This is a genomic window from Rhodoferax sp. GW821-FHT10B06 (genome assembly GCF_059415605.1).
Map to the genome: position 1 here is coordinate 144047 of NZ_JBWKNO010000009.1, position 21200 is coordinate 165246.

The 21200-nt window shown below is 62.4% G+C and carries 22 protein-coding genes; 19 read left to right on the top strand and 3 right to left on the bottom strand.

The window, feature by feature from the left end; all coding sequences use genetic code 11:
• Position 1: 1 nt before the first annotated feature.
• The 10 genes from AC07O2_RS15655 to AC07O2_RS15700 all read left to right on the top strand — a co-directional run bounded on the left by AC07O2_RS15655 (position 2) and on the right by AC07O2_RS15700 (position 9180).
• Positions 2 to 916: a shikimate dehydrogenase family protein gene (locus tag AC07O2_RS15655; RefSeq protein ID WP_495076672.1), complete on the top strand. Its 915-nt coding sequence runs from the start codon at positions 2 to 4 to the stop codon at positions 914 to 916.
• A 57-nt stretch (positions 917 to 973) separates the two neighbouring features.
• A complete protein-coding gene (locus tag AC07O2_RS15660) occupies positions 974 to 2158 on the top strand; it encodes an ABC transporter substrate-binding protein (protein ID WP_495076673.1) in 1185 nt (394 codons plus the stop codon).
• A 108-nt stretch (positions 2159 to 2266) separates the two neighbouring features.
• Positions 2267 to 3142 carry a branched-chain amino acid ABC transporter permease gene (locus AC07O2_RS15665; RefSeq protein ID WP_490590128.1) on the top strand — a complete coding sequence of 292 codons (876 nt, stop codon included), beginning with the start codon at positions 2267 to 2269 and terminating at the stop codon, positions 3140 to 3142.
• Positions 3143 to 3144: 2 nt separating this feature from the next.
• Entirely contained in the window at positions 3145 to 4116 is a 972-nt protein-coding gene (locus tag AC07O2_RS15670) for a branched-chain amino acid ABC transporter permease (RefSeq protein ID WP_495076674.1), read from the top strand.
• Complete coding sequence (locus AC07O2_RS15675) at positions 4113 to 4871, top strand: ABC transporter ATP-binding protein (RefSeq protein ID WP_495076675.1); 759 nt, start codon at positions 4113 to 4115, stop codon at positions 4869 to 4871. The genes AC07O2_RS15670 and AC07O2_RS15675 overlap by 4 nt, the downstream gene beginning before the upstream one ends.
• Before the next feature lie 161 nt (positions 4872 to 5032).
• Positions 5033 to 5722 (top strand): ABC transporter ATP-binding protein, encoded by a 690-nt coding sequence (locus tag AC07O2_RS15680; protein WP_495076727.1) that lies wholly within the window; start codon positions 5033 to 5035, stop codon positions 5720 to 5722.
• 17 nt (positions 5723 to 5739) lie between these two features.
• A complete protein-coding gene (locus AC07O2_RS15685; protein WP_495076676.1) occupies positions 5740 to 6651 on the top strand; it encodes a VOC family protein in 912 nt (303 codons plus the stop codon).
• Positions 6648 to 7541 (top strand): sugar phosphate isomerase/epimerase family protein, encoded by an 894-nt coding sequence (locus tag AC07O2_RS15690; protein ID WP_495076677.1) that lies wholly within the window; start codon positions 6648 to 6650, stop codon positions 7539 to 7541. Before AC07O2_RS15685 ends, AC07O2_RS15690 begins: the two co-directional genes overlap by 4 nt.
• Positions 7542 to 7660: 119 nt before the next feature.
• Positions 7661 to 8515, top strand: coding sequence for an alpha/beta fold hydrolase (locus AC07O2_RS15695; RefSeq protein WP_495076678.1), 855 nt, complete (start codon positions 7661 to 7663; stop codon positions 8513 to 8515).
• Positions 8512 to 9180, top strand: coding sequence for a TetR/AcrR family transcriptional regulator (locus AC07O2_RS15700; RefSeq protein WP_495076679.1), 669 nt, complete (start codon positions 8512 to 8514; stop codon positions 9178 to 9180). Before AC07O2_RS15695 ends, AC07O2_RS15700 begins: the two co-directional genes overlap by 4 nt.
• A gap of 33 nt (positions 9181 to 9213) precedes the next feature.
• Here the strand turns inward: AC07O2_RS15700 and AC07O2_RS15705 are convergent, their stop codons facing one another.
• Entirely contained in the window at positions 9214 to 10179 is a 966-nt protein-coding gene (locus AC07O2_RS15705) for a bifunctional enoyl-CoA hydratase/phosphate acetyltransferase (protein WP_495076680.1), read from the bottom strand.
• A gap of 95 nt (positions 10180 to 10274) precedes the next feature.
• Here AC07O2_RS15705 and AC07O2_RS15710 point away from each other — a divergent pair, with 95 nt between their 5' ends.
• Entirely contained in the window at positions 10275 to 11495 is a 1221-nt protein-coding gene (locus AC07O2_RS15710; RefSeq protein WP_495076681.1) for an acetate/propionate family kinase, read from the top strand.
• A gap of 94 nt (positions 11496 to 11589) precedes the next feature.
• On the opposite strand, the gene fumC is transcribed toward AC07O2_RS15710, so the two are convergent.
• Both fumC and AC07O2_RS15720 read right to left on the bottom strand, forming a co-directional pair.
• On the bottom strand, positions 11590 to 12975 hold the full coding sequence (gene fumC / locus AC07O2_RS15715; protein WP_495076682.1) for a class II fumarate hydratase: 1386 nt from the start codon (positions 12973 to 12975) through the stop codon (positions 11590 to 11592).
• Positions 12976 to 13066: 91 nt separating this feature from the next.
• Positions 13067 to 13780 (bottom strand): GntR family transcriptional regulator, encoded by a 714-nt coding sequence (locus AC07O2_RS15720; RefSeq protein WP_495076683.1) that lies wholly within the window; start codon positions 13778 to 13780, stop codon positions 13067 to 13069.
• A 152-nt stretch (positions 13781 to 13932) separates the two neighbouring features.
• Here AC07O2_RS15720 and AC07O2_RS15725 point away from each other — a divergent pair, with 152 nt between their 5' ends.
• The 8 genes from AC07O2_RS15725 to AC07O2_RS15760 all read left to right on the top strand — a co-directional run bounded on the left by AC07O2_RS15725 (position 13933) and on the right by AC07O2_RS15760 (position 21185).
• Positions 13933 to 14769: a lysine/arginine/ornithine ABC transporter substrate-binding protein gene (locus AC07O2_RS15725; protein WP_495076684.1), complete on the top strand. Its 837-nt coding sequence runs from the start codon at positions 13933 to 13935 to the stop codon at positions 14767 to 14769.
• A 10-nt stretch (positions 14770 to 14779) separates the two neighbouring features.
• The gene (locus AC07O2_RS15730) at positions 14780 to 15502 is read left to right on the top strand and encodes an ABC transporter permease (RefSeq protein ID WP_495076685.1); all 723 of its coding nucleotides are present in this window, start codon (positions 14780 to 14782) and stop codon (positions 15500 to 15502) included.
• Positions 15502 to 16194 (top strand): ABC transporter permease, encoded by a 693-nt coding sequence (locus tag AC07O2_RS15735; RefSeq protein WP_495076686.1) that lies wholly within the window; start codon positions 15502 to 15504, stop codon positions 16192 to 16194. Before AC07O2_RS15730 ends, AC07O2_RS15735 begins: the two co-directional genes overlap by 1 nt.
• 29 nt (positions 16195 to 16223) lie before the next feature.
• Positions 16224 to 16988, top strand: coding sequence for an ABC transporter ATP-binding protein (locus AC07O2_RS15740; protein ID WP_495076687.1), 765 nt, complete (start codon positions 16224 to 16226; stop codon positions 16986 to 16988).
• Positions 16989 to 17060: 72 nt separating this feature from the next.
• Positions 17061 to 18653: a gamma-glutamyltransferase family protein gene (locus AC07O2_RS15745; RefSeq protein ID WP_495076688.1), complete on the top strand. Its 1593-nt coding sequence runs from the start codon at positions 17061 to 17063 to the stop codon at positions 18651 to 18653.
• A gap of 255 nt (positions 18654 to 18908) precedes the next feature.
• On the top strand, positions 18909 to 19685 hold the full coding sequence (locus tag AC07O2_RS15750) for a basic amino acid ABC transporter substrate-binding protein (protein ID WP_495076689.1): 777 nt from the start codon (positions 18909 to 18911) through the stop codon (positions 19683 to 19685).
• A 23-nt stretch (positions 19686 to 19708) separates the two neighbouring features.
• On the top strand, positions 19709 to 20476 hold the full coding sequence (locus AC07O2_RS15755; RefSeq protein ID WP_495076690.1) for an amino acid ABC transporter permease: 768 nt from the start codon (positions 19709 to 19711) through the stop codon (positions 20474 to 20476).
• A complete protein-coding gene (locus AC07O2_RS15760; RefSeq protein ID WP_495076728.1) occupies positions 20463 to 21185 on the top strand; it encodes an amino acid ABC transporter ATP-binding protein in 723 nt (240 codons plus the stop codon). The genes AC07O2_RS15755 and AC07O2_RS15760 overlap by 14 nt, the downstream gene beginning before the upstream one ends.
• The last annotated feature ends 15 nt before the right edge of the window (positions 21186 to 21200 follow it).

Genomic DNA, 21200 nt, shown 5'->3' on the forward strand with positions numbered 1-21200 from the left:
CATGCCCAACGCCGATATCCGCACCGCCATGCCGACGATCAACGGCCATACCGATGTGTATTTCATCGTCGGGGATCCGGTGCAGCAGGTGCAGGCGCCCACCACCTTCAACCGCATCTTCAACCTGCTGGGCATCAACGCGGTACTGGTGCCGGTGCACATTGCGCCGGCGGACCTGCAGGGTTTTGTCAGTTCCGCCTTCAAGGCACCGAACATCAAAGGTGTGTGGGTCACCATTCCGCACAAGGCGCCCATGCTGTCCTTGCTGGACAGTTGCAGCGACCTGGCCACCATGGCCGGTGCCGTGAACGCAGTGCGCCGCAATGCAGATGGCCGGCTGGAAGGCGGGCTGTTCGACGGTGAAGGTTTTGTAGCCAGTCTGGACTATTTCCAGATCCGCTACCAGGCCAGCCGAGTGCTGATTCTGGGTGCGGGTGGCGCGGCGGCGGCCATTGCCGCATCGCTCGCCCTGGCCGGAGCCTCGGCCCCGGCAAAAATTGCTTTTTTCGACCCCGCTCCGGGCCGCGCAGCCAGTGCCGCACAGCGCATGGCGGCCATGTCACCGGTGCCCTTGGTGGCGGCGGCCAACAACGACCCTGCGGGCTACGACCTGGTGATCAACGCCACGCCGCTGGGCATGCAGGCCAGCGACCCGCTGCCCTTCGATGTGCGCCGCATGGGGCCGCAAGCGGCACTGGTGGACATCCTGATGAAGAACCAGCCCACGCCGGCCGTGCGTGCCGTGCGCGCCCGCGGCCTGGTGGCCGAACCCGGCTTTGAAATGCTGATCCAGCAAACCCATCGCTATCTGGACTTCTTCGGCTTTCATGCTGCAGCGCAACACGTACGCCAGGATGCAAATTTTTTGCGCGAACTTATCTACCCAAGCGAGTTGCTGGACGAAATTCGCCGCTAAATTACCGTAAGCTTTCAGTCCAACCCTTTCCCGAAACCACACTCCAGGAGATAGTGCATGCAATCCCAGTTCCAAAAACGATTCGCTCTTAAATTCATAGCAGCCTGCGCCATTGCAGCAAGCGCAGGCGGCGCATTCGCGCAAGCAACCATCAAGCTTGCCAATATCGTCGAGCTGTCCGGTGGCGGTGCCACAGCAGGCACCAACTTCAAGAACGGCGTGGAACTGGCCGTCAAGGAAATCAATGCCGATGGCGGCGTGCTGGGCAAGAAGTTCGAAACCATCACCACCGACACGCAAAGCAACCCCGGCGTGGCCAAGGGCCTGACCCAAAAAGCCATCGACAACGATGTGTTCGCCATCTTTGGCCCGGTGTTCTCCGGCTCCATCATGGTGAGCATGGCCGAAAGCCGTAAGGCCGAGGTGCCGAACTTCACCGGTGGTGAAGCGGCCTCCATCACCAAGCAGGGCAACCCCTACGTCTTCCGCACCAGCTTCACCCAAGAAACCGCCATGCCCAAGGTGGCGCGCTACATCAACCAAACCGTCAAGGCCAAAACCCTGGCGGTGATCTACGTAAACAACGACTTCGGCAAGGGCGGCCTGGACTCCATCAAAAAAGCCCTGGCCGGCACCGACACCAAGATCGTTGCAGAAATCTCGTCTGACAGCGGCCAGGTGGACTTCACCGCCCCCGTGCTGAAGGCCAAGCAGGCCGACCCAGATGCGCTGTTCGTCTACACCAACGAAGAAGAATCCGCCCGTGCCCTGCGCGAGCTGAAGAAGCAAGGCTGGAGCAAGCCCATCATCGGCGAAACCACCCTGACCGGCCAAAAAGTGATCGACCTGGCAGGTGAATCCGCCAACGGCGCCATCGCCCACGTGGGCCTGACCGTGGATGCGCCCATCCCGTCGATCCGCGCCTTCAGCGCCAAGTTCGAAAAGGCCTACGGCTATGTGTCGGACCATAACGGCATGAAGGGCTATAGCGGTGTGTATGTGTTGAAGGCCGCGATTGAAAAGGTCGGCAAGCTGGACCGCAAGGCCGTGGCTGCCGCGCTGCACGGCCTGAAGGTCACCACCGACAAATACCCAGGCGTGCTGATGAACGTGGAGCTCGACCAGAACGGTGACCTGGACCGCGAAAGCTTCATCGTCCAGGTGAAGAACAACAAGCAAGACGTGATCGCCATCGTGCCACCGCTGAACGCCTCCAACGTCAACGTCAAGACCAAGAAGTAAACGCCCGGCGGACACCCGCGCCAACCCTCTCCCCTGCGCGGGAGAGGGCATCACAAAGTGCCCCACCCATTGCCGTGGGTGCGTACAACACCTCCAGGAGCCCCTCCCGTGACCGACTTCCTCCAACTCTTCTTCAGTGGCCTGGCCACCGGAGGCATCTATGCGCTGGCCGCACTCGGCTTCACGCTGCTGTGGCAAGCCGCCGGCACCATCAACTTCGCCCAGGGCGAGTTCGTCATGCTGCCCGCCTTCATGATGCTGGCCTTCATCAACATGGGAGCGCCATTCCTGGTCAGCTTTCTGCTCACCTGCATACTGGCCACCGCCGTCCTCGGCTGGGCCTTCAAACGCGGCATCGTGGACCCGCTGTTCAAGTTCGGCATGATGCCCATCGTGGTGGCCACCATCGGCTTGTCGATTGCCATGCGCAACGGCATGCGTGCCGGCTACAGTGCCGAAGCCCACCCCTTCCCCAGCCTGTTTGCCGACAAGCTGTTCAACATCGCCGGCGTCACCATCACCATGGCCGACGTAGGCACCCTGGTGCTGGCCCTGCTGCTGGTGTTCGGCACCCAAGCCTTTCTGAATAAGACCATCACCGGCCGCGCCATGCAGGCCGTGGCGCAGAACACCGAGAGCGCCAGCGTGCTGGGCATCAATGTGCCGCGCATGATCTTCTACACATTCGCCATCAACGCCATCCTGGCCTGCGCCGCCGCCGTGCTGATCACGCCGACCTACCTGGCCAAGTTCGACATGGGTGAAAGCCTGGGCAACAAGGCCTTCTTCGCGGCCATCATCGGCGGCTTCAACAACTCGCGCGGTGCACTGCTGGGCGGGCTGATCGTCGGCGTCTGCGAAAACCTGGCTGCTGCCTATATCTCGCCGGCCTACAAGGACGCCGTGGCGCTGGTGATTTTCATGGTGGTGATCCTGTTCAAACCCCAAGGCCTGCTGGGCAAAAAAGAAGAACGCAAGGTCTGATCATGAAAAAGAGCACTCTCATTTCCATAGCAGTCGCCGCAGTATTTCTGTGCGTTACGCCGCAATTTCTTAAAAACTACGGAATCTACCTGCTGACCACCTGGCTGATCTTCGTGGTCGCCACCATGGGCTTGAACCTGACCGTGGGTTACGCCGGCCAGAAATCTCTGGGCCACGCCGCCTTCTTCGGCATTGGCGCCTACACCATGGCCCTGCTGCTCAAGGCGGGCTTCAGCTGGTGGCTGGGCATTCCGGCTGCGGCACTGCTGTGCTTTGCAGTAGGCCTGGTGCTGGGCTTCCCGGCACTGCGCGTGCAGACCATCTACCTGGCGTTTGCCACCCTGGGCTTCAACACCGCCGTCTGGCTGGTGATGCGCAACGAGGAATGGCTGACCGGCGGCACCTTCGGTATCAACGATATCGCCCGCCCCGCATTTGCCAACGCCAACCTGAACTATTACTACCTGGTACTGGCCTTTGCCGTGGTGCTGGCACTGCTGCTGTGGGGCCTGCTGCGCTCACCTTGGGGCAAAGCCTTCACAGCGCTGCGCGACAACCCGATCCGTGCGGAAAGCCTGGGCATCAACATCCGCAGCTACACCCTGCTGTCCTTCGCCATCGGCGCGGCCTACGCAGGCATTGCCGGCGCACTGTTCGCCTCGCTGGTGCAGTTCATCGAACCCGCCCCGTTCGCCGTAGGCGCATCGATCATGATGTACCTGATGGTGGTGGTCGGCGGCCCCGGCTACTTCCTCGGCCCCATCGTTGGCGCCGCCGTCGGCGTGGTCGTGCCAGAGTGGCTGCGTGACGTGCCCGGCGTGTCCGACTGGTACCTGCCGCTATTCGGCGCCGCCGTGGTGGTGCTGATGGTTTGGCTGCCCGACGGGCTGCTGAGCCTGCCTGACCGCCTAAAGGCCAAGAAACAATCCAAAGAAGCCAGCGCCGCACGTGCTGCCGCAGGAGCCAAACCATGAGCCAGTCCCTGTTAAAAGTCACCGACCTGAAGAAGGCCTACGGAGCCATTCAGGCCGTAGGCGGCGTCAGCTTCGAAGTCCAGCCCGGTGAAATCTTCGGCGTCATCGGCCCCAATGGTTCGGGCAAGACCACGCTGTTCAACAGCATGCTGGGCCAGATCACGCCAGACACCGGCAAGATCGAACTCAACGGCGAAGACGTGACCCATTGCGGCCCGCTGGAGCTGAACCGTAAGGGCGTGGGCCGCACCTTCCAGACGCTGCAGGTGTTTGGCAAGATGAGCGTGCGCGACAACCTGATTGTGGCGGCCCAAGAGCACCACGGCAGCATGTTCAGCCGAATGTTCGCGCCCGGTGACTCGGGCCTGGGCGGCAAGGCCGATGCCTTGATCAAGCGCTTCCGCATTGAGCACGTAGCCGACAAAAAGGCCGGCGAACTCAGCTACGGCCAGCAAAAGCTGGTCGACATCGCCATGGCCTTCATGAGCGAGCCCGACCTGGTGCTGCTGGACGAACCCTGCGCCGGCGTGAACCCCAGCCTGGTGGGTGGCATCTCCACGCTGCTGAAAGACCTGAACCGCAACCCTGCCAGCGGCAAGAAGAGCAGCTTCGTGGTTATCGAACACAACATGGACTTCGTGATGGACCTGTGCCACCGCATCATGGTGATGGTCGAAGGCAAGGTCATGGCCATCGGCACGCCGGCGGAAATCCGTGGCAACAAGCAAGTCCTTGACGCATATTTAGGAGCATAAGCATGCCCAACGAAACACAACTGAACGCCGCCGCGCCGGGCCGCCCCAAGCAAGGCGCGGCCCCCTCGGGAGGCAGCGCAGCACACGCAGTGGCAAGCGTGGGGGCAACATCAGATACCTGCATTGAATTCGACGACGTGGTGGCCGGGTACAAGGACTTCATGATCCTGAACAACCTGAGCTTCAAGGCCAAGACCGGCTCCATCACCATGCTGCTGGGCCCCAATGGCGCCGGCAAGTCCACGGTGCTGAAGACCTTGTTCGGCCTGCTCAAGCCCCGCCAGGGCACGATCAAGCTGCACGGCGAAAGCATTGGCGGCGCCACGCAAAAGGAACTGCTGGCCAAGGGCATCGCCTTTGTGCCACAGGGGCGCAACCTGTTCGGCCAACTAACCGTGTGGCAAAACCTGGAGCTGGGTGGCATCACCATCGGCAAGGAGCTGACGCACGCGCGCATCCCCGAGGTGCTGGAGTTCTTCCCCCGGGTCAAGCAGCGCATGAACAGCATGGCCTCGGCCCTGTCGGGCGGCGAGCAGAAGCAGCTGGAGATCGGCCGCGCCCTGCTGCTGCGCCCCAAGGTGATCCTGATCGACGAGCCCAGCATCGGCCTGAGCCCCATGGTGGTGGGCGATGTGTTCAAGCTGCTGCGCAAGCTGGCCGACCAGGGCACGACCGTGCTGATGGTGGAACAAAACGTGAAAAGCGCGCTCAAAATTTCGGACGAAGCCATCGCACTCGAATCCGGCCGCCTGGTGCTGCAGAAGCCGGCATCCGAATTGCTTGCCGATCCGAATATTGAACGACTATTCTTGGGTGGGGCGCACGCAGCGCCTGCGCCAGCCGCTATTTAATTAGGAGCAACCTAGCTATGAGTGACTTACTCGTCAACGACAGCCGCGAGCCGCTGCAGGCCTCTTTCAGTGACGCAGCCAACCCCCTGGGGCTGGACGGAATCGAGTTCGTCGAATACTCCACGCCCAAGCCCCAGGCCCTGGGTCAGGTGCTGGAAATGATGGGCTTCAAGCCCGTGGCGCGGCACCGCTCGCGCGAGATCCAGCTGTACCGCCAGGGCGGGCTGAACATCGTGGTCAACGGCCACCCCAGTGATGCCCAGGGCGCCGGCCATGGCAGCGAATCGCCCACTATCTCGGCGGTGGCCCTGCGCGTGCGCGATGCCCGTGCCGCCTACCATTATGTGCTGGAGCGCGGCGCCTGGGAGGTACCCACCCACGCCGAGGTGATGGAGCTGAACATCCCCGCCATCCACGGCGCGGGTGGCAGCCGCATCTACTTTGTGGACCGCTACAACGAGTTCTCCATCTACGACGTGGACTTCATCCCAATCCCTTCGGTAGACCAACACCCCGAGGCCACCGCCGGCCTGCACTTCTTCGGCGTGGTGCAGTACATCGGTCCAGAGCGCAGCTACGACTGGATCGAGTTCTACAACGCGCTGTTTGGCCTGGAGCTGATCCCCGACGAGCAACGCTTCGGCATCATGCCCAAGGGCAAGCTGCTGCGCAGCCCCGCGCTGTCCGAAGGCAGCAGCTTCATGCTGCAGCTGATCGAGCCCGAGGTGAACGTAATCGACGTGGACGAACGCCTGCAGCGCATCGGCCTGGGCGTGCCCGACGTGCTGGCCGCCGTGGCCGCACTGCGCAAGCTGGGTGTGGAGTTTGTGGAAACCCAGGCCGCCCACACCGAAAGCCGTGGCGCCATCACCAAGACCTATCTGGGTTCCGTGGTGTTTGAACTGGTCCACAGCGAGAAAGCAGCATGAAAGCCCACGCCATCCAAGGCTTCGGCATGGACACCATCACCCTGGCCGGGCCTTTGCGCGCCAAGCTCAAGGCCATGGTGGATGCCGGCTTCACGCAAGTGATGCTGAAGGCCAATGACATTGTCGGCCACCCCGACGGAATGGAAGCCGCGGTGGCCGAAGTCAAGGCCAGCGGCCTGCGCGGCACCGGCTTCCAGGTGCTGCGTGACTTCGAGGGCCTGAGTGGCCACCTGCACGACTACAAGATCGACATCGCCAAGGCCATGCTGCAGATGTGCGCCGCGCTGGACTGCAAGGTGCTGCTGGCCTGCTCGTCCACCTCGGCCCACGCCACACAGGATCTGGACCACATCGCCAAAGACCTGCGCAAGCTTGCCATGCTGGCCGTACCCTACGGCATACGCATCGCATTCGAAGGCCTGTCCTGGGGACGCACCATCAACGAGTTCACCACCGCCTGGGACGTGGTCTGCCGCGCCGACTGTCCCAACCTGGGCATAGGCATAGACTCGTACCACATCCTCGCCGCCAAGACGCCACTGGACGAGATCGACTACCTGGACCCTTCCAAGATCTTCCTGGTGCAGCTGGCCGACTTCATGTGGCAAGAGACCCGCACCTTTGAAGAACGCATGACCACCGCCCGCACCTTCCGCGTGTTCCCCGGCGAGGGCGTGCACAGCGAACAGCTGGTGGACCTGGTGCTGCGCCTGGACAAGCTCGGCTACCGCGGCGACTACAGCTTCGAAGTCTTCAACGACGACTACGTCAACATGCCCCTGCCCATGGTGGCGGCCCGCGCCCGTAAGAGCGCACTGTGGCTGAGCGAAGACGTGCTGCGCCGCTCCACGCCGCTGCCCAACGACATGCGGCTGAAGCAGCGCAACTGAGACCTTCAAAACTTAGGTACAAAACAGCGGCTGGCGCAGATAGCATCTACGCCAGCCGCTTCTTTTTGTATAGCAGAACTTACCCATATACTGCGCACGCTCTGCATCCCCCAACTCCCATGCCCACACCCGCCATCACCTCGCTGCGCAGCCACGCCACCCGCCACCTCACCCCTTGCGGCGACGGCCACACTGTCTGGCACCAATGGGGTCCGTCCGATGGCGGCCAACGCCCGCTGCTGCTCTTGCACGGCGGCAGCGGCAGCTGGACGCACTGGGTGCGCAATCTGCAGGCATTGGTAGATATGGGCCGCCAGGTTTGGGTGCCGGACCTGCCCGGCTTTGGCGACTCTGCCCTGCCCCCGGACGGCATGGACGCCGACGTGATCGCCGCACCGCTGGAAGCCGGCCTGCAGCTGCTGCTGGGCGCGCAGCCGGTGGACGTGGTGGGCTTTTCATTCGGCGGCATGGTGGGCAGTTTTCTGGCCGCCGACTACCCGGCGCGGGTGGCACGCCTGGTGGTGGTGGGCGCCGTCGGCCTGGGCCTGGTTCCGCGCAATACCGTCAAGCTCAAGGGCTGGCGGCATCTACAGGCCGAGGACGCGCGCGACGCCATCCACCGCTTCAACCTGGCCGCACTCATGCTGCACCAGCCAGAGGCCATAGACGCCGACACGCTGGCCCTGCACAAGGCCAATGTACAGCGCGACCGCCTGCCCGCGCGCCGGCTGTCCAACACCGATGTGCTGAAGCAAAACCTGCTGCGCGTGGCATGCCCCGTGTCGGCCATCTATGGCCGCGAGGATGCGCTGTACGTAGGCCACCCGGACTTGCTGCAAGCCAGCTTGCAAGCCCTGCCGCACTTTCAGCAATTCGCGTGGATAGACCAGGCCGGGCACTGGGTGCAGTACGAACGCGCCGAGGCCTTCAACACCGCCCTGCTGCAGCTGCTGCCTCCTATACTGGGGGAATGAACGAACCCGTACATTCGCCCAGCAAGGCCAAGGATGCACGCCCCCCGTCGCGCACCAACAACCCAGACCGCACGCGCGAAAACATCATCGAGGTCGCCACCCGCGAGTTCTCCGAAAAAGGCCTGGCCGGCGCCCGCGTGGACGTGATCGCCGACACCACGCACACCAGCAAGCGCATGATCTACTACTACTTCGGTAGCAAGGAAGGCCTGTACATCGCCGTGCTGGAGGCCGCCTACAGCCGCATCCGGCAGATAGAGTCCGAGCTGCACCTGGAAGACCTGGAGCCCGAGTTAGCCCTACGTACCCTGGTGGCCTTCAGCGTGGACTACCACTACGCCAACCCCGCGTTCGTACGCCTGGTGATGAGCGAAAACATGCAGCGCGGCGAATTCCTGGCGCAAAGCACCAGCATCCAGCAGCGCAACGAGCCCGCCATCGAAGCCATCACCGCCGTTTACCAGCGCGGTGTGGCGGCCGGCGTATTCCGCAGTGGCCTGGACCCGGTGGACCTGCACATGTCGATCAGCGGTCTGAGCTTTTTCAACGTGGCCAACAGCCACACTTTTGCACTGATCTTCCAGCACACGCTGGACAGCCCCCAGGCCATCGCCCAGCGGCGCAACAGCATCGTCGAAATGGTGCTGCGCTACGTGCAGACATAAGCCATAAGCCCCCCGCACGCGCGGCAACAGGAGCTAGCCCACCGCTTTGATCAAGCCGTCACGCCCGGCCTGGACCAGCATGGAAGCCACCGCACAGGAGGCCAGCCGGGCCGATTCAGAATCCGCCCGGCTGGTCAGGATGATGGGCACCTTGGCCCCCAGGACAATGCCTGCGGCATAGGCCCCGGCCAGGAAGGTCAGGCTTTTGGCCAGCATATTGCCGGCATCCAGGTCCGGCACGATCAACACGTCGGCCTGGCCGGCCACGGGCGAGCTAATGCCCTTGATGCGCGCGGCGTCCATGTCAATCGCGTTGTCCATCGCCAGGGGGCCGTCCAGCTGTGCACCGGTGATCTGGCCCCGCTCGGCCATCTTGCACAGGGCCGCCGCGTCGATGGTGGAGGGTACTTTGGAGCTGACCGTTTCCATCGCCGACAGCACGGCCACGCGCACCGGCGAGACATGCAGCGCATGGGCCAGGTCAATGGCGTTTTGCACGATGTCCACTTTCTCGTCCAGACCCGGCGCGATGTTGATGGCCGCATCCGAAATGATCAGAGGCCGCGGATGTCCGGGCACGTCCATCACAAAACAATGGCTGATGCGGCGGGACGTGCGCAGCCCCCCTTCATGCTTGACGACGGCTGCCATCAACTCGTCGGTATGCAGACTGCCCTTCATCAGCGCGTCCACCTCGCCACGCAGAGCCATTGCCACCGCCAATTCGGCCGCCGCATGGCTGTGGGGTGCGTCCACCATGTACAAGCCGCTCAGGTCCAGATGCGCCTGCTGCGCAATCGCCTCCAGCTTGGCGCGCGGCCCCACCAGCAGCGGTGTGATCAAACCCAGCCGGGTCGACTCCAGCACTGCCTGCAAAGACACATCGTTGGCTGGGTGCACCACGGCCACCCGCAGCGGTGGCCACTGCCGGGCAGCGGCGATCAGCCTGTCGTAGTGGGGATGGGAACTGGCGATGGTGGTTGGGACGGAATCAGGCATGGGCATAATTGAAATGGGAAACAAGGAACGCACAAGCATGGGCGGGCCAACCATCGTACCGCCATACACCCACCCCTTAGTGAGACACACATCCCATGCCGCTCACAACCCACAGCGATCTGATAGCGGTAGCCAACGCTGGCTCCTCCAGCCTGAAGTTTTCACTGTATGAATGGCATGCCGGGAATGCGCTCACGCTACTGATGCGCGGCCTGGTCGAAGGGCTGGGCACAGCCCCGCACTTCGTCGCCAAAAGCCCCAGCGGCAACATCCTGGGCGAACGCGTACTGGCCCCCGATGCAGCATTGGGCCATGACGCCGCGCTGCACCACGTGATCGAGTTCGTACGCGGGCTGGTGCCAGACATCCAACTACGCGGCATCGGCCACCGGGTGGTACACGGCGGCCTGACGCACACGCAACCCGTGCAGGTCACGCGGGCCGTACTGGAAGATTTGCAAGCCCTGTCGCCCCTGGCGCCGCTGCACCAGCCGCACAATCTTTCGCCGATACGCCTAGCCTTTGATGCGCTACCGGGTGTGCCGCAAGTCGCCTGCTTTGACACCGCATTCCACCGTGCCCATGCCGAAGTCGCGCAGATGTACGCCCTGCCCTATGCCCTGCATGAGTCCGGCGTGCGCCGCTACGGCTTCCATGGCCTGTCCTATGAATATATTGCCTCGCGCCTGCCCCTGGTAGCGCCAGAGCTTGCGCAGGGCAAGGTCATTGCGCTGCACCTTGGCAATGGCGCCAGCCTGTGTGCGCTGCAGGGCGGGCACAGCGTGGACAGCACCATGGGCTTCACCGCGCTGGACGGCCTGCCCATGGGTACCCGCTGCGGCGCGGTGGACCCGGGCGTGCTGCTCTACCTGCTGCAAGCCAAGGGCATGGACGCCGCGGCGGTGGAGTCCATGCTCTACCGGGAATCGGGCCTACTGGGTGTGTCGGGCATCTCCAGCGACATGCGCGTACTGCTGGCCAGCGACGCGCCCCGCGCACAACTAGCGGTGGATCTGTTCGTGTACCGCATCCTGCGCGAAATTGGCTCGCTGGCCGCCGCACTGGGCGGCGTGGATGGCATCGTATTCACCGGTGGCATAGGCGAGAACGCGGCCGAGATACGGCGCCGTGTCGTCGACGGCCTGGCCTGGCTGGGCTTCAGCCTGGACAGCCGGGCCAATGCCGCTGGCGGGCCCTGCATTTCTGCTGCGGGCAGCGCCCGCTCGGCCTGGGTCATCCCCACCGACGAGGAATGGATGATTGCAAGCCATACCGTCCAGCTGCTGAGTGCGCGCCCGGCGGAAATCTCCGCCTGAGTCCATCTTCAAACGACAAGCCTTTTAGGCCTCTGGCGCAGGATTTACCTGCACGAGCAGCTATTAATTCAGTAGCATAGAGCTCAGCCGCAGATCAGCGCCCAACCATGTTGCCGGGCACCACCCATTGGTCGAACTGCTCGCCCGTCACATGGCCGGACGCCACGGCCGCCTCGCGCAGGCTGCTGCCCTCCTTGTGCGCCTTCTTGGCGATGAAGGCGGCCTTGTCATAGCCAATGTGGGTGTTCAGCGCTGTCACCAGCATCAGCGAGCTGTTCACCAGCGCGGTGATGCGCTCGCGGTTTGGCTCTATGCCCACGGCACAGTGGTCGTTGAAGCTGACCATGCCGTCGGCCAGCAGGCGCACGCTCTGCAAGAAGTTGTGCGCCACCATCGGGCGGAACACGTTCAGCTCGAAGTTGCCCGACGCACCGCCGAAATTGATCGCCACGTCGTTGCCAAACACCTGGGCCGCCAGCATGGTCACGGCCTCGCTCTGCGTGGGGTTGACCTTGCCCGGCATGATGCTGGAGCCAGGTTCGTTCTCAGGGATGCTCAATTCGCCGATGCCGCTGCGCGGGCCGCTGGCCAGCCAGCGTACATCGTTGGCGATCTTCACCAGGCTGGCAGCCAGGGTCTTCAACGCGCCATGGGCGTGCACCAGCGCGTCGCAGCTGGCCAAGGCTTCGAACTTGTTGGGCGCCGTCACAAACGGCAGGCCGGTCAGGCGCGCCAGCTCGGCCGCCGCCTGCTCGGCATAGCCCTTGGGCGCGTTCAGCCCGGTGCCCACCGCCGTGCCGCCCAGCGCCAGTTCACACAGGTGCGGCAAGGCGGCCTGTACATGGCGCGCGCCATGTTCCAGCTGGGCCACGTAGCCCGAGAATTCCTGGCCCAGGGTCAGCGGCGTGGCGTCCTGCAAATGGGTGCGGCCAATTTTGACGATGTCAGCAAAGTCGGCGGACTTCTTGGCCAGCGTGACGCGCAGCTTTTCAATCGCGGGCAGCAGCTTATGGGTCAATGCATCCACCGCCGCCACGTGCATGGCGGTAGGGAACACGTCGTTACTGGACTGGCTGCGGTTCACGTCGTCGTTCGGGTGCACCAGCCGGCCCTCGCCACGCTCGCCGCCCAGCAGCTCGCTGGCGCGGTTCGCCAGCACCTCGTTGACGTTCATATTGGTCTGCGTGCCCGAGCCGGTCTGCCAGACCACCAGCGGGAATTCGTGCGGGTGCTTACCGGCAATCACCTCGTCAGCCGCGGCCACGATGGCCTGGGTTTTCTTCTCGTCCTGCAGGCCCAGCGCGTGGTTGACCACGGCCGACGCGCGCTTCACCTGGGCCAGCGCGCGGATGATTTCGCGCGGCTGTTGCTCGCCTGAGATGTCGAAGTTCTGCAGCGAGCGCTGCGTCTGCGCGCCCCACAGTTTGTCGGCCGGCACGTCAATCGGGCCAAAGGTATCGCGTTCGGAACGGGTGGTCATAGCGGCCTATCAGAGCGTTAAATCGAAAGATGATAGTAATTCTCAATTTCCACCGGATTCGTAAGGCCAGAAGTCTTCGCTGGGCCGTGGGTCAATACGCTCTTGCTTCACGGCGGTACTTGAGCACCTCCCGCACCTTGGTCATATTTTTCAAACTGCTCTGCACATGCATGCGAGCCGCCTGTGCCGCAGCCACGGGATCTCTGGCAAACAGAGCCTGGGCGATGGCCTTGTGCTCCTCCAAACCGGAGTCGTCTATATCGGTCCAGAGTACCTCCAGCAGCAACGCCAATTGGAGTTTCTCGTAGATCTGGTTGGTCATCGCAATCAACGCTTCGTTGCGGGTCATCTGCACGATGACTTTATGGATTAACAAGCCCAGCTCTAGATACCTGGCTGCGTCTGCAGGGCTGTTCACCGCAGGCGTTTTCAAGGCATCCATCTCTGTCACGATGTCACGTACACGTTGAAAATCTTCCTCGGTAGCCGTAACACAAGCGGTCTCAATGGCCAAGACGTCAAGGGCTCCACGCACAGCAAGCATGTCCCCAACCGAATCCAGGTTCACATCCGCCACGCTGTAACCAACATTGCGCTGCCCCACCACCAGACCTTCTTTCTCCAGTTTCATCAAGGCCTCACGCAGCGGAGTGCGGCTAACGCCTAGCTGCTCGGCAAGACGACTTTCTGCCAAGCGCTCGGCCGGCCGCAGGCGCCCCGTCAGTATCAGATTCTTGAGTTCGTCATAGGTCCGCTGACGCGCCGATTGCGTTACCCGCTCCACACCATCCACTGGCTTGTTCATTGCTTTGTTACTCCACTGACTGTGATTATGCGTCTCGCCCAAGGCCACAACAGGCCGTAAAAATTCCACTTGCACTCCATGATGACATTGGATACTATTTTGTATCCAATTATGGATACCCCACCAAAGTTGCAACTGGATAGGAGTAGAAAATGTTGAAATGCGTATTAGCCAGCCTGATGCTGGTGTCTGTATTGGCCAACGGGGCTATGGCACAAGACAAGCCCACATCCATCACCATCGCCACAGAGGGAGCTTATGAACCCTGGAACTTCACTGGCCCCGGCGGCACCTTGCAAGGCCTGGAAATCGACTTGGCAAAGGATCTATGTGCGCGCATGAAAATCAAGTGCTCCATAGTGGCGCAGGACTGGGATGGCTTGATTCCTTCACTCAACGCGAAGAAATTCGACGCCATCATGGCCTCGATGATCGTCACGGACAAGCGGTTGGGTGTCATCGCATTCAGTGAACCCTATGCCCCCACTTCCGCCAGTTTCATGGTCGAAAAAACAGGCGCCCTGGCCTCGCTGCCAGGCACCGGCACCACGGTAGATCTGGCGGGCGATCCCGCAGCCGCCAAAAAGGCACTAGACATGGTTGCCGCCGCTCTCAAGGGCAAAACCATAGGCACGCAGGGCTCTACGGCCAACGCCAACTTCCTCGACAAGTACCTCAAAGGGCAGGTCGAGGTCCGCGAGTACAAGACCACCGAGCAGCATGACCTGGACTTGAAGTCGGGCCGACTGGACGGCGTCATCGCCCAACGCAGCGTCTTGTCCGCTTTACTGAACAAGCCAGACTACAAAGACTTCAAATTGTCGGGTCCGACTTTCGTAGGTGATGTATTTGGCAAGGGGATTGCAGTCGGCCTGCGCAAAGATGACAAAGCACTGAAAGCCATGTTCGACGAAGCCATCACTGCAGCCAAGGCCGATGGCACGGTCAACAAGCTGGCCGAGAAGTGGCTCAAGGCCAAGCTGTACTAAGCAAGCTGCGATGGGCACCGGTGCAGTGAACACCCTCAGTTTGATTTTTGCATGGGATGGTTGGGGACGGATGCTGCTCCTCGGAGCCGCAATGACCGTCGCTGTTGCCGTCATGGGTCTTTGCATTGGTGCAGTTCTTGGCGTGGCCTTGGCCTGTGCACGCGTTGCCGGTGGGCCTTGGCTGCGCAGATGTTCCAGCGCGTACACCACGGTATTGCGCGGGGTGCCCGACCTGCTGGTGATCTACCTCTTTTACTTTGGTGGTAGCAATGCGCTTGCCGCAATAGGCAAGCTTGTGGGATACAGCGAATTCATTGGCATGCCGACCTTTGCCACAGGCGCACTCGCCCTCGGTATGGTGTCAGCCGCCTACCAGGCCGAGGTCTACCGTGGCGCCTACCAAGCCGTGCCCCACGGCGAGATGGAAGCTGCCCACGCTGTCGGCATGTCGCTCGCACAGGTGTTTCGCAGCGTCATCGCACCCCACGTGCTCAAGCACGCATTGCCCGGGCTGGGCAATGTCTGGCAGTTGGTGGTGAAGGAGTCTGCGCTGATTTCGGTCATCGGACTGGTGGAGCTGCTACGGGCGGCCCAGCTGGGTGCCGGCTCGACCCGCATGCCCTTTGTCTTTTATGCAGCAGCCCTGCTGCTGTACCTGCTGATCACCTCGGTCTCCGGCCACTTTTTCGCACTTGCGGAAGCCCACACGATGCGCCCCTATCGGAGAACCTAATGGATTTCACGTTCCTCAGTGAAACATTGCTGACCCTGCTCGGTGGCTTACCGTTGACACTCAATCTGGCATTGACCTCTACCGCGATAGGCCTTGCCGGGGCGCTGACGCTGGCCCTCATGCGCACCGGTGGCGCGTCACCGCTACAAGCCGGCGCGCGCGCTTATGTCTATGTGTTTCGCGGCACACCGCTGCTGATCCAGATATTTCTCATCTACTACGGCCTGGGTCAATTCCGGCCCGAGCTGCAGGCGCTGGGCTTGTGGGGGCTATTCCGCTCGCCCTATTGGTGCGCGGTCATCGCCTTGGCCATGAACACGGCGGCCTATGGCAGCGAAATTATCCGGGGCGGTATCGCGTCGGTCCCGCACGGCGCGCTAGAGGCCGCAGCGGCCTGCGGCATGGGCCGAGGCCTGCGCCTGCGGCGCATTGTGTTCCCGCTCGCACTGCGCAACGCCCTGCCCGCTTACGGAAACGAGCTGATCCTGATGGTCAAGGCCACGTCCCTGGCTTCGGTCATCACACTGATGGACGTTACCGGCCTGGCCCAAAAACTGATCTCGCAAACCTACCGCTCGGTGGAAGTCTTCATGTGCGCTGGCCTGATCTACCTGGCGCTGAATTTCATCCTGACGCACTTGGTACACATGCTCGAATCGGCGTTATCCCTGACGCGCCAAGGCACGCGTTGAAACCATCTACCCACTTCACGGCACCCGCTTTGGACAAAATCGTACTCACCAATATCCGCAAAAGCTTCGGCGACGTAGAGGTACTCAAAGGTATTTCACTCACCGCCCGGCAAGGCGACGTGATCGCCATTCTGGGTGCCTCAGGGTCCGGCAAGTCCACGCTGCTGCGCTGCATCAACTTCCTCGAAATGCCGGACAGCGGCGAGGTCAAGATAGGCAACGAACAGGTACAACTCAAGCAGCGCCACGATGGCCGCCGCAGCGTGGCCGACGCCGCACAGCTTTCGAGCATCCGCACCAGTGCCGCCATGGTGTTCCAGGGCTTCAACCTCTGGACGCATAAGACGGTGCTGGAAAACCTCATTGAAGCCCCCACACGTGTGCAACGGCGCCCGCGCGCCGAATGCGTTGCCGAGGCCGAAGCACTGCTGAACAAGGTAGGCATGGCGCACAAGCGCGATGCCTACCCCAGCACCCTGTCAGGTGGTCAGCAGCAGCGGGTGGCCATTGCCCGGGCCTTGGCCATGCGTCCCGATGTGCTGCTGTTCGACGAGCCCACATCGGCACTGGACCCGGAGCTGGTGGGCGAAGTGTTGCGCGTCATGCGCGCACTGGCCGAAGAGGGCCGCACCATGCTGGTAGTGACCCATGAAATGGGCTTCGCACGCCATGTATCAACGCGCACAGTTTTCTTGCACCAGGGCTGCATCGAAGAAGAAGGCCCGTCCGAGCAGGTCTTCACCCAGCCGCGTAGCGAACGGTTCCGGCAATTCATCCAAAAAATCGGCGGCTAGCCATCAACCCAGGCTTTTTCAGCCGGGATATCCAAGCCTTTACTCAACACCACAACAAACAAAGACAAGCTTATGCGCAACTTCGAACTCCCAGGCCGCTCCATGGCCGCAGCCCGCAACGGCATGGCTGCCACCTCCCACCCCACCGCCACATTGACGGCCATCGAAACACTCAAAGCCGGGGGCAATGCCGTGGATGCCGCCGTTGCGGCCTGCGCTGTGCAGTGCGTGGTGGAGGCCGGCTCCACAGGCGTGGGAGGCGACTGTTTTGCCCTGCTGTCGCCCGGCGGCTCTACTGACATCCGCGCCTACAACGGCTCTGGCCGCACACCGGCGGCCATGTCCCTGGCCGCATTACGCGAAGCGGGCGTCACCCAGATCGAACGGCATTCTCCCCATGCCGTCACGGTGCCAGGCGCCGTAGACGCCTGGTGCCGCCTGGTGGCCGACCACGGCCGTATGCCGATGTCAGACGTTTTGGCACCCGCAGTGGCCATGGCCCGCGAAGGCTATGCCATTACGCCCCGCGTCGCGTTTGACCTGGCCGAAGAAGCAGCGCTGCTGCAGCGCGACCCAACGGCGCGGGCGACTTTTCTGACAGATGGCAAAGCCCCCGGCATGGGTGACATACAGTACCAACCCCTGCTGGCCAACACCCTGGAGGCTATCGGCAAAGAAGGTGCACACGCTTTCTACCGTGGCCCCATCGCGGAGGATATCGTGGGCTACTTGCGCGACCGCGGCGGCTTCCACACCCTGCAAGACTTTGCCGATGCTGCCGGTGAATACGTCCAGCCCATCAGCAGCCCCTACCGAGGACGCACGGTGTACGAATGCCCCCCCAACGGACAGGGCGTGATTGCGCTAATGATTCTGGGCATCTTGTCCCGCTTCAGCCTCCAGGGCGACCCGCAGAGTGCCGACAACCTGCATATCCTGATCGAGGCATCGCGCCTGGCCTACGCCGCCCGCGACAGCTGGGTTGCCGACCCGCAAAGCGCGAGCGCCGGGGTGGAGCATATGCTGTCCGACACCCTGCTCGACCAGCTCGCAGCGCGCATCGACCTGTCGAGGGCGATCACCGACCTGCCAGAATTCAATGGCCCAACGCACCGCGACACGGTCTACATCAGCGTGGTGGACAAAGACCGCAACGCCGTGAGCTTCATCAACTCCATCTTCTACCACTACGGTAGCGGCCTGATGGCGCCCCAATCGGGCGTCCTGCTGCAAAACCGGGGTGAAGGCTTCAACCTGGTGGAAGGCCACCCCAACGCCATCGGCCCCAAAAAACGCCCCATGCACACCATCATTCCGGGCATGGTGGCCGAAAACGGTCGCATCAGCATGGCCTTTGGCGTGATGGGCGGGCACTACCAGGCCACCGGCCACGCCCATTTCCTGTCGCGCCTATTCGACCATGGCCTGGATCTGCAAAGCGCCATGAACCTGCCACGGCTGTTCCCCATTCCCGGCTCGGGCAGCCTGGAAATCGAAGCCCTGCTGCAATCCCAGGTAGGCGATGAGCTGCGCCGCCGAGGCTTCAGCTTCGAGTCACCCACCTACGCCATTGGCGGTGCGCAGGCGATTCGGATCGACTGGGACAAGGGCACGCTGCTGGGCGCCTCGGACCATCGCAAAGACGGCTTGGCAATGGGTTACTAGTTTCCCGCATGAAAAAGCCTGACAGGTCTAAAGGACGCAGGTGATCTAAAAAACAGCGGATAACGCAGTATTTACCTGCATCCTCCACTATTCTTTTTATAGCATTTATCCCTACTCGGCCGAGACAGACAAGGGGAGGTATCGCGCTGTGCATCCAGCGACGGCATGCCTATTGCATGTCGCCCAATTGGTATATTCCGCGATTGGTTTAGCGAATACTTAACCAATTCCCCACCATTCCTACAGGCACACCCCATGCAAATCTTCCACAAAATCGCAGCTTCCGCTGGCTTCTTCGCCATTGCACTTGGTGCCTTCGGCAGCGCCCAAGCGCAAAACAAAGAGCTGGTGGTCGGCTCCAGCGCCACCTACCGCCCGTTCGCCTACGAGAGCCCGAGCAAGGAAATCGTCGGCTACGACGTGGACATCATCAAGGCCGTGGCGCAAAAAGCCGGCCTGCAGATCAAGATCGTCAACACCCCCTGGACCGGCATCTTCGCCGCGCTGAACAACGGCGACGTGGACCTGGTGATCTCCGGCGTGACCATCAACGACAAGCGCAAGCAGTCGTACGACTTCACCGCCCCGTATTTCGAAGCCCGCCAGCTGATCGCCGTGCCGCAAGCCAGCACCGCCAAGACGCTGAAGGACCTGGCCGGCAAGAAGATCGGCGTGGTCACCGGCAGCACCGGCGACGACATCTCTTCGCGCGAATTCGGCAAGACCAACCCCGACATCCGCCGCTTTGAAAGCACGCCGGTGGTGATCGCCGAACTGGCCAACAGCGGCCTGGACGCCGCCATCGGCGATAACGGCGTGATCGCCTTCCGCGTGCAAGAGCACAAGCAGCTGAAGACGGTGAACGACCCGAGCTTCCCCAAGGAGTTCTTCGGCATCGTCGTCAAGCAAGGCAACAAGGCGCTGCTGGACAAGCTGAACACCGGCCTGGCCGCCGTCAAGGCCGATGGCAGCTACGCGACGATCTACAAGAAGTGGTTCCAGGCCGACGCACCCGCCCTGCCCGCGCAATAAACCGAGCCCGGTAGTTTTTTTCGATGGAACAAGTTCTCTGGTTCGGCTGGTTCCGCGCCGACATCATTGCGGAATACGCCGAGCTGTTCTGGCGTGGCCTGCAGATGACCATCGCCGTCACGCTGATCTGCATCGTCCAGGGCACGGCCCTGGGCTTGGCGATCGGTATGGCGCGGGTGGCCGAAGCGCGCCACTCACCGGCCAAACAGCTGTGCAAATACCTGCTGCGCTGGCCGTCCACCGTGTACGTCAGCTTCTTCCGCGGCACGCCGCTGTTCGTGCAGATTCTGCTGATCCACTTCGCGGTGCTGCCGCTGTTCATCAACCCGGCGGATGGCTTGTTCATCTCGGGCGACACTGCGCGCAACATCAAGCAGAACTACGGCGCCTTTGTATCAGGCATCGTGGCGCTGACCTTGAATGCCGGCGCCTATATCTCGGAGATCTTCCGCGCCGGCATCCAGTCGATCGACAAAGGCCAGGTGGAGGCCTCGCGCTCGCTGGGCATGTCGTTTCGGCGCACCATGTTCCACATCGTGCTGCCGCAGGCGTTTCGCCGCATGCTGCCGCCGCTGGGCAACAACGCGATCTCGCTGCTGAAGGACTCGTCGCTGATATCGGCCATCGGGCTGGCCGAGCTGGCCTACGCGGCGCGCACCGTGGCCGGCGCCTACTCGCGCTACTGGGAGCCGTACCTGGCGATTTCACTGATGTACTGGGTGCTGACCCTGGGCCTGGCCTACGGCATCAAACAACTGGAGGCTCGTTATGGACGTGGTGATTCGCGTTGAGAAACTGACCAAGCAATTCGGCACGGCACCGGTATTGCGCGGCATCGACTGCGCGATCCATGCGTCCGAAGTGGTCTGCGTCATCGGGCCGTCCGGCTCGGGCAAGAGCACGTTTCTGCGCTGCCTGAACGGGCTGGAAGACGCATCCGGCGGCACCGTGCTGGTGAACAATGTGTCGGTGCACGACCCCAAGACCAATATCGACGCGCTGCGCGCCGAGATCGGCATGGTGTTCCAGCGCTTCAACCTGTTCCCGCACAAGACGGTGCTGGAAAACATCACCCTGGCACCGAGCAAGGTACGCAAGCTGACCGACGCCCAAGCCCGGGCAAGGGCCAGCGAGCTGCTGCTAAAGGTGGGACTGCTGGAGAAGATCGACGCCTACCCGAACCAGCTGTCCGGCGGCCAGCAGCAGCGCGTGGCAATTGCCCGCGCGCTGGCGATGCAGCCGCGCATCATGCTGTTCGACGAGCCGACCTCGGCGCTCGACCCGGAAATGGTCGGCGAAGTGCTGGCCGTGATGCAGGCGCTGGCCGAAGAAGGCATGACCATGGTGGTCGTGACCCATGAAATGGGCTTTGCCCGGCAGGTAGCCGACCGCGTGCTGTTTCTGGACGAAGGCCTGGTGGTCGAGCAAGGCACGCCGACCGAGCTGTTCGACAACCCGAAGGAAGAGCGCACGCGCAAATTCCTCAGCAAAGTGCTGTAAGCACGCTGTTGCTGG

Excerpts from the sequence above, each read along its gene's own strand:
- AC07O2_RS15655 (WP_495076672.1), top strand. The coding sequence starts at position 2 with ATGCCCAACGCCGATATCCGCACCGCCATGCCGACGATCAACGGCCAT.
- AC07O2_RS15660 (WP_495076673.1), top strand. The coding sequence starts at position 974 with ATGCAATCCCAGTTCCAAAAACGATTCGCTCTTAAATTCATAGCAGCC.
- AC07O2_RS15670 (WP_495076674.1), top strand. The coding sequence starts at position 3,145 with ATGAAAAAGAGCACTCTCATTTCCATAGCAGTCGCCGCAGTATTTCTG.
- AC07O2_RS15675 (WP_495076675.1), top strand. The coding sequence starts at position 4,113 with ATGAGCCAGTCCCTGTTAAAAGTCACCGACCTGAAGAAGGCCTACGGA.
- AC07O2_RS15680 (WP_495076727.1), top strand. The coding sequence starts at position 5,033 with ATGATCCTGAACAACCTGAGCTTCAAGGCCAAGACCGGCTCCATCACC.
- AC07O2_RS15685 (WP_495076676.1), top strand. The coding sequence starts at position 5,740 with ATGAGTGACTTACTCGTCAACGACAGCCGCGAGCCGCTGCAGGCCTCT.
- AC07O2_RS15690 (WP_495076677.1), top strand. The coding sequence starts at position 6,648 with ATGAAAGCCCACGCCATCCAAGGCTTCGGCATGGACACCATCACCCTG.
- AC07O2_RS15695 (WP_495076678.1), top strand. The coding sequence starts at position 7,661 with ATGCCCACACCCGCCATCACCTCGCTGCGCAGCCACGCCACCCGCCAC.
- AC07O2_RS15700 (WP_495076679.1), top strand. The coding sequence starts at position 8,512 with ATGAACGAACCCGTACATTCGCCCAGCAAGGCCAAGGATGCACGCCCC.
- AC07O2_RS15705 (WP_495076680.1), bottom strand. The coding sequence starts at position 10,179 with ATGCCTGATTCCGTCCCAACCACCATCGCCAGTTCCCATCCCCACTAC.
- AC07O2_RS15710 (WP_495076681.1), top strand. The coding sequence starts at position 10,275 with ATGCCGCTCACAACCCACAGCGATCTGATAGCGGTAGCCAACGCTGGC.
- fumC (WP_495076682.1), bottom strand. The coding sequence starts at position 12,975 with ATGACCACCCGTTCCGAACGCGATACCTTTGGCCCGATTGACGTGCCG.
- AC07O2_RS15720 (WP_495076683.1), bottom strand. The coding sequence starts at position 13,780 with ATGAACAAGCCAGTGGATGGTGTGGAGCGGGTAACGCAATCGGCGCGT.
- AC07O2_RS15725 (WP_495076684.1), top strand. The coding sequence starts at position 13,933 with ATGTTGAAATGCGTATTAGCCAGCCTGATGCTGGTGTCTGTATTGGCC.
- AC07O2_RS15730 (WP_495076685.1), top strand. The coding sequence starts at position 14,780 with ATGGGCACCGGTGCAGTGAACACCCTCAGTTTGATTTTTGCATGGGAT.
- AC07O2_RS15735 (WP_495076686.1), top strand. The coding sequence starts at position 15,502 with ATGGATTTCACGTTCCTCAGTGAAACATTGCTGACCCTGCTCGGTGGC.
- AC07O2_RS15745 (WP_495076688.1), top strand. The coding sequence starts at position 17,061 with ATGCGCAACTTCGAACTCCCAGGCCGCTCCATGGCCGCAGCCCGCAAC.
- AC07O2_RS15750 (WP_495076689.1), top strand. The coding sequence starts at position 18,909 with ATGCAAATCTTCCACAAAATCGCAGCTTCCGCTGGCTTCTTCGCCATT.
- AC07O2_RS15755 (WP_495076690.1), top strand. The coding sequence starts at position 19,709 with ATGGAACAAGTTCTCTGGTTCGGCTGGTTCCGCGCCGACATCATTGCG.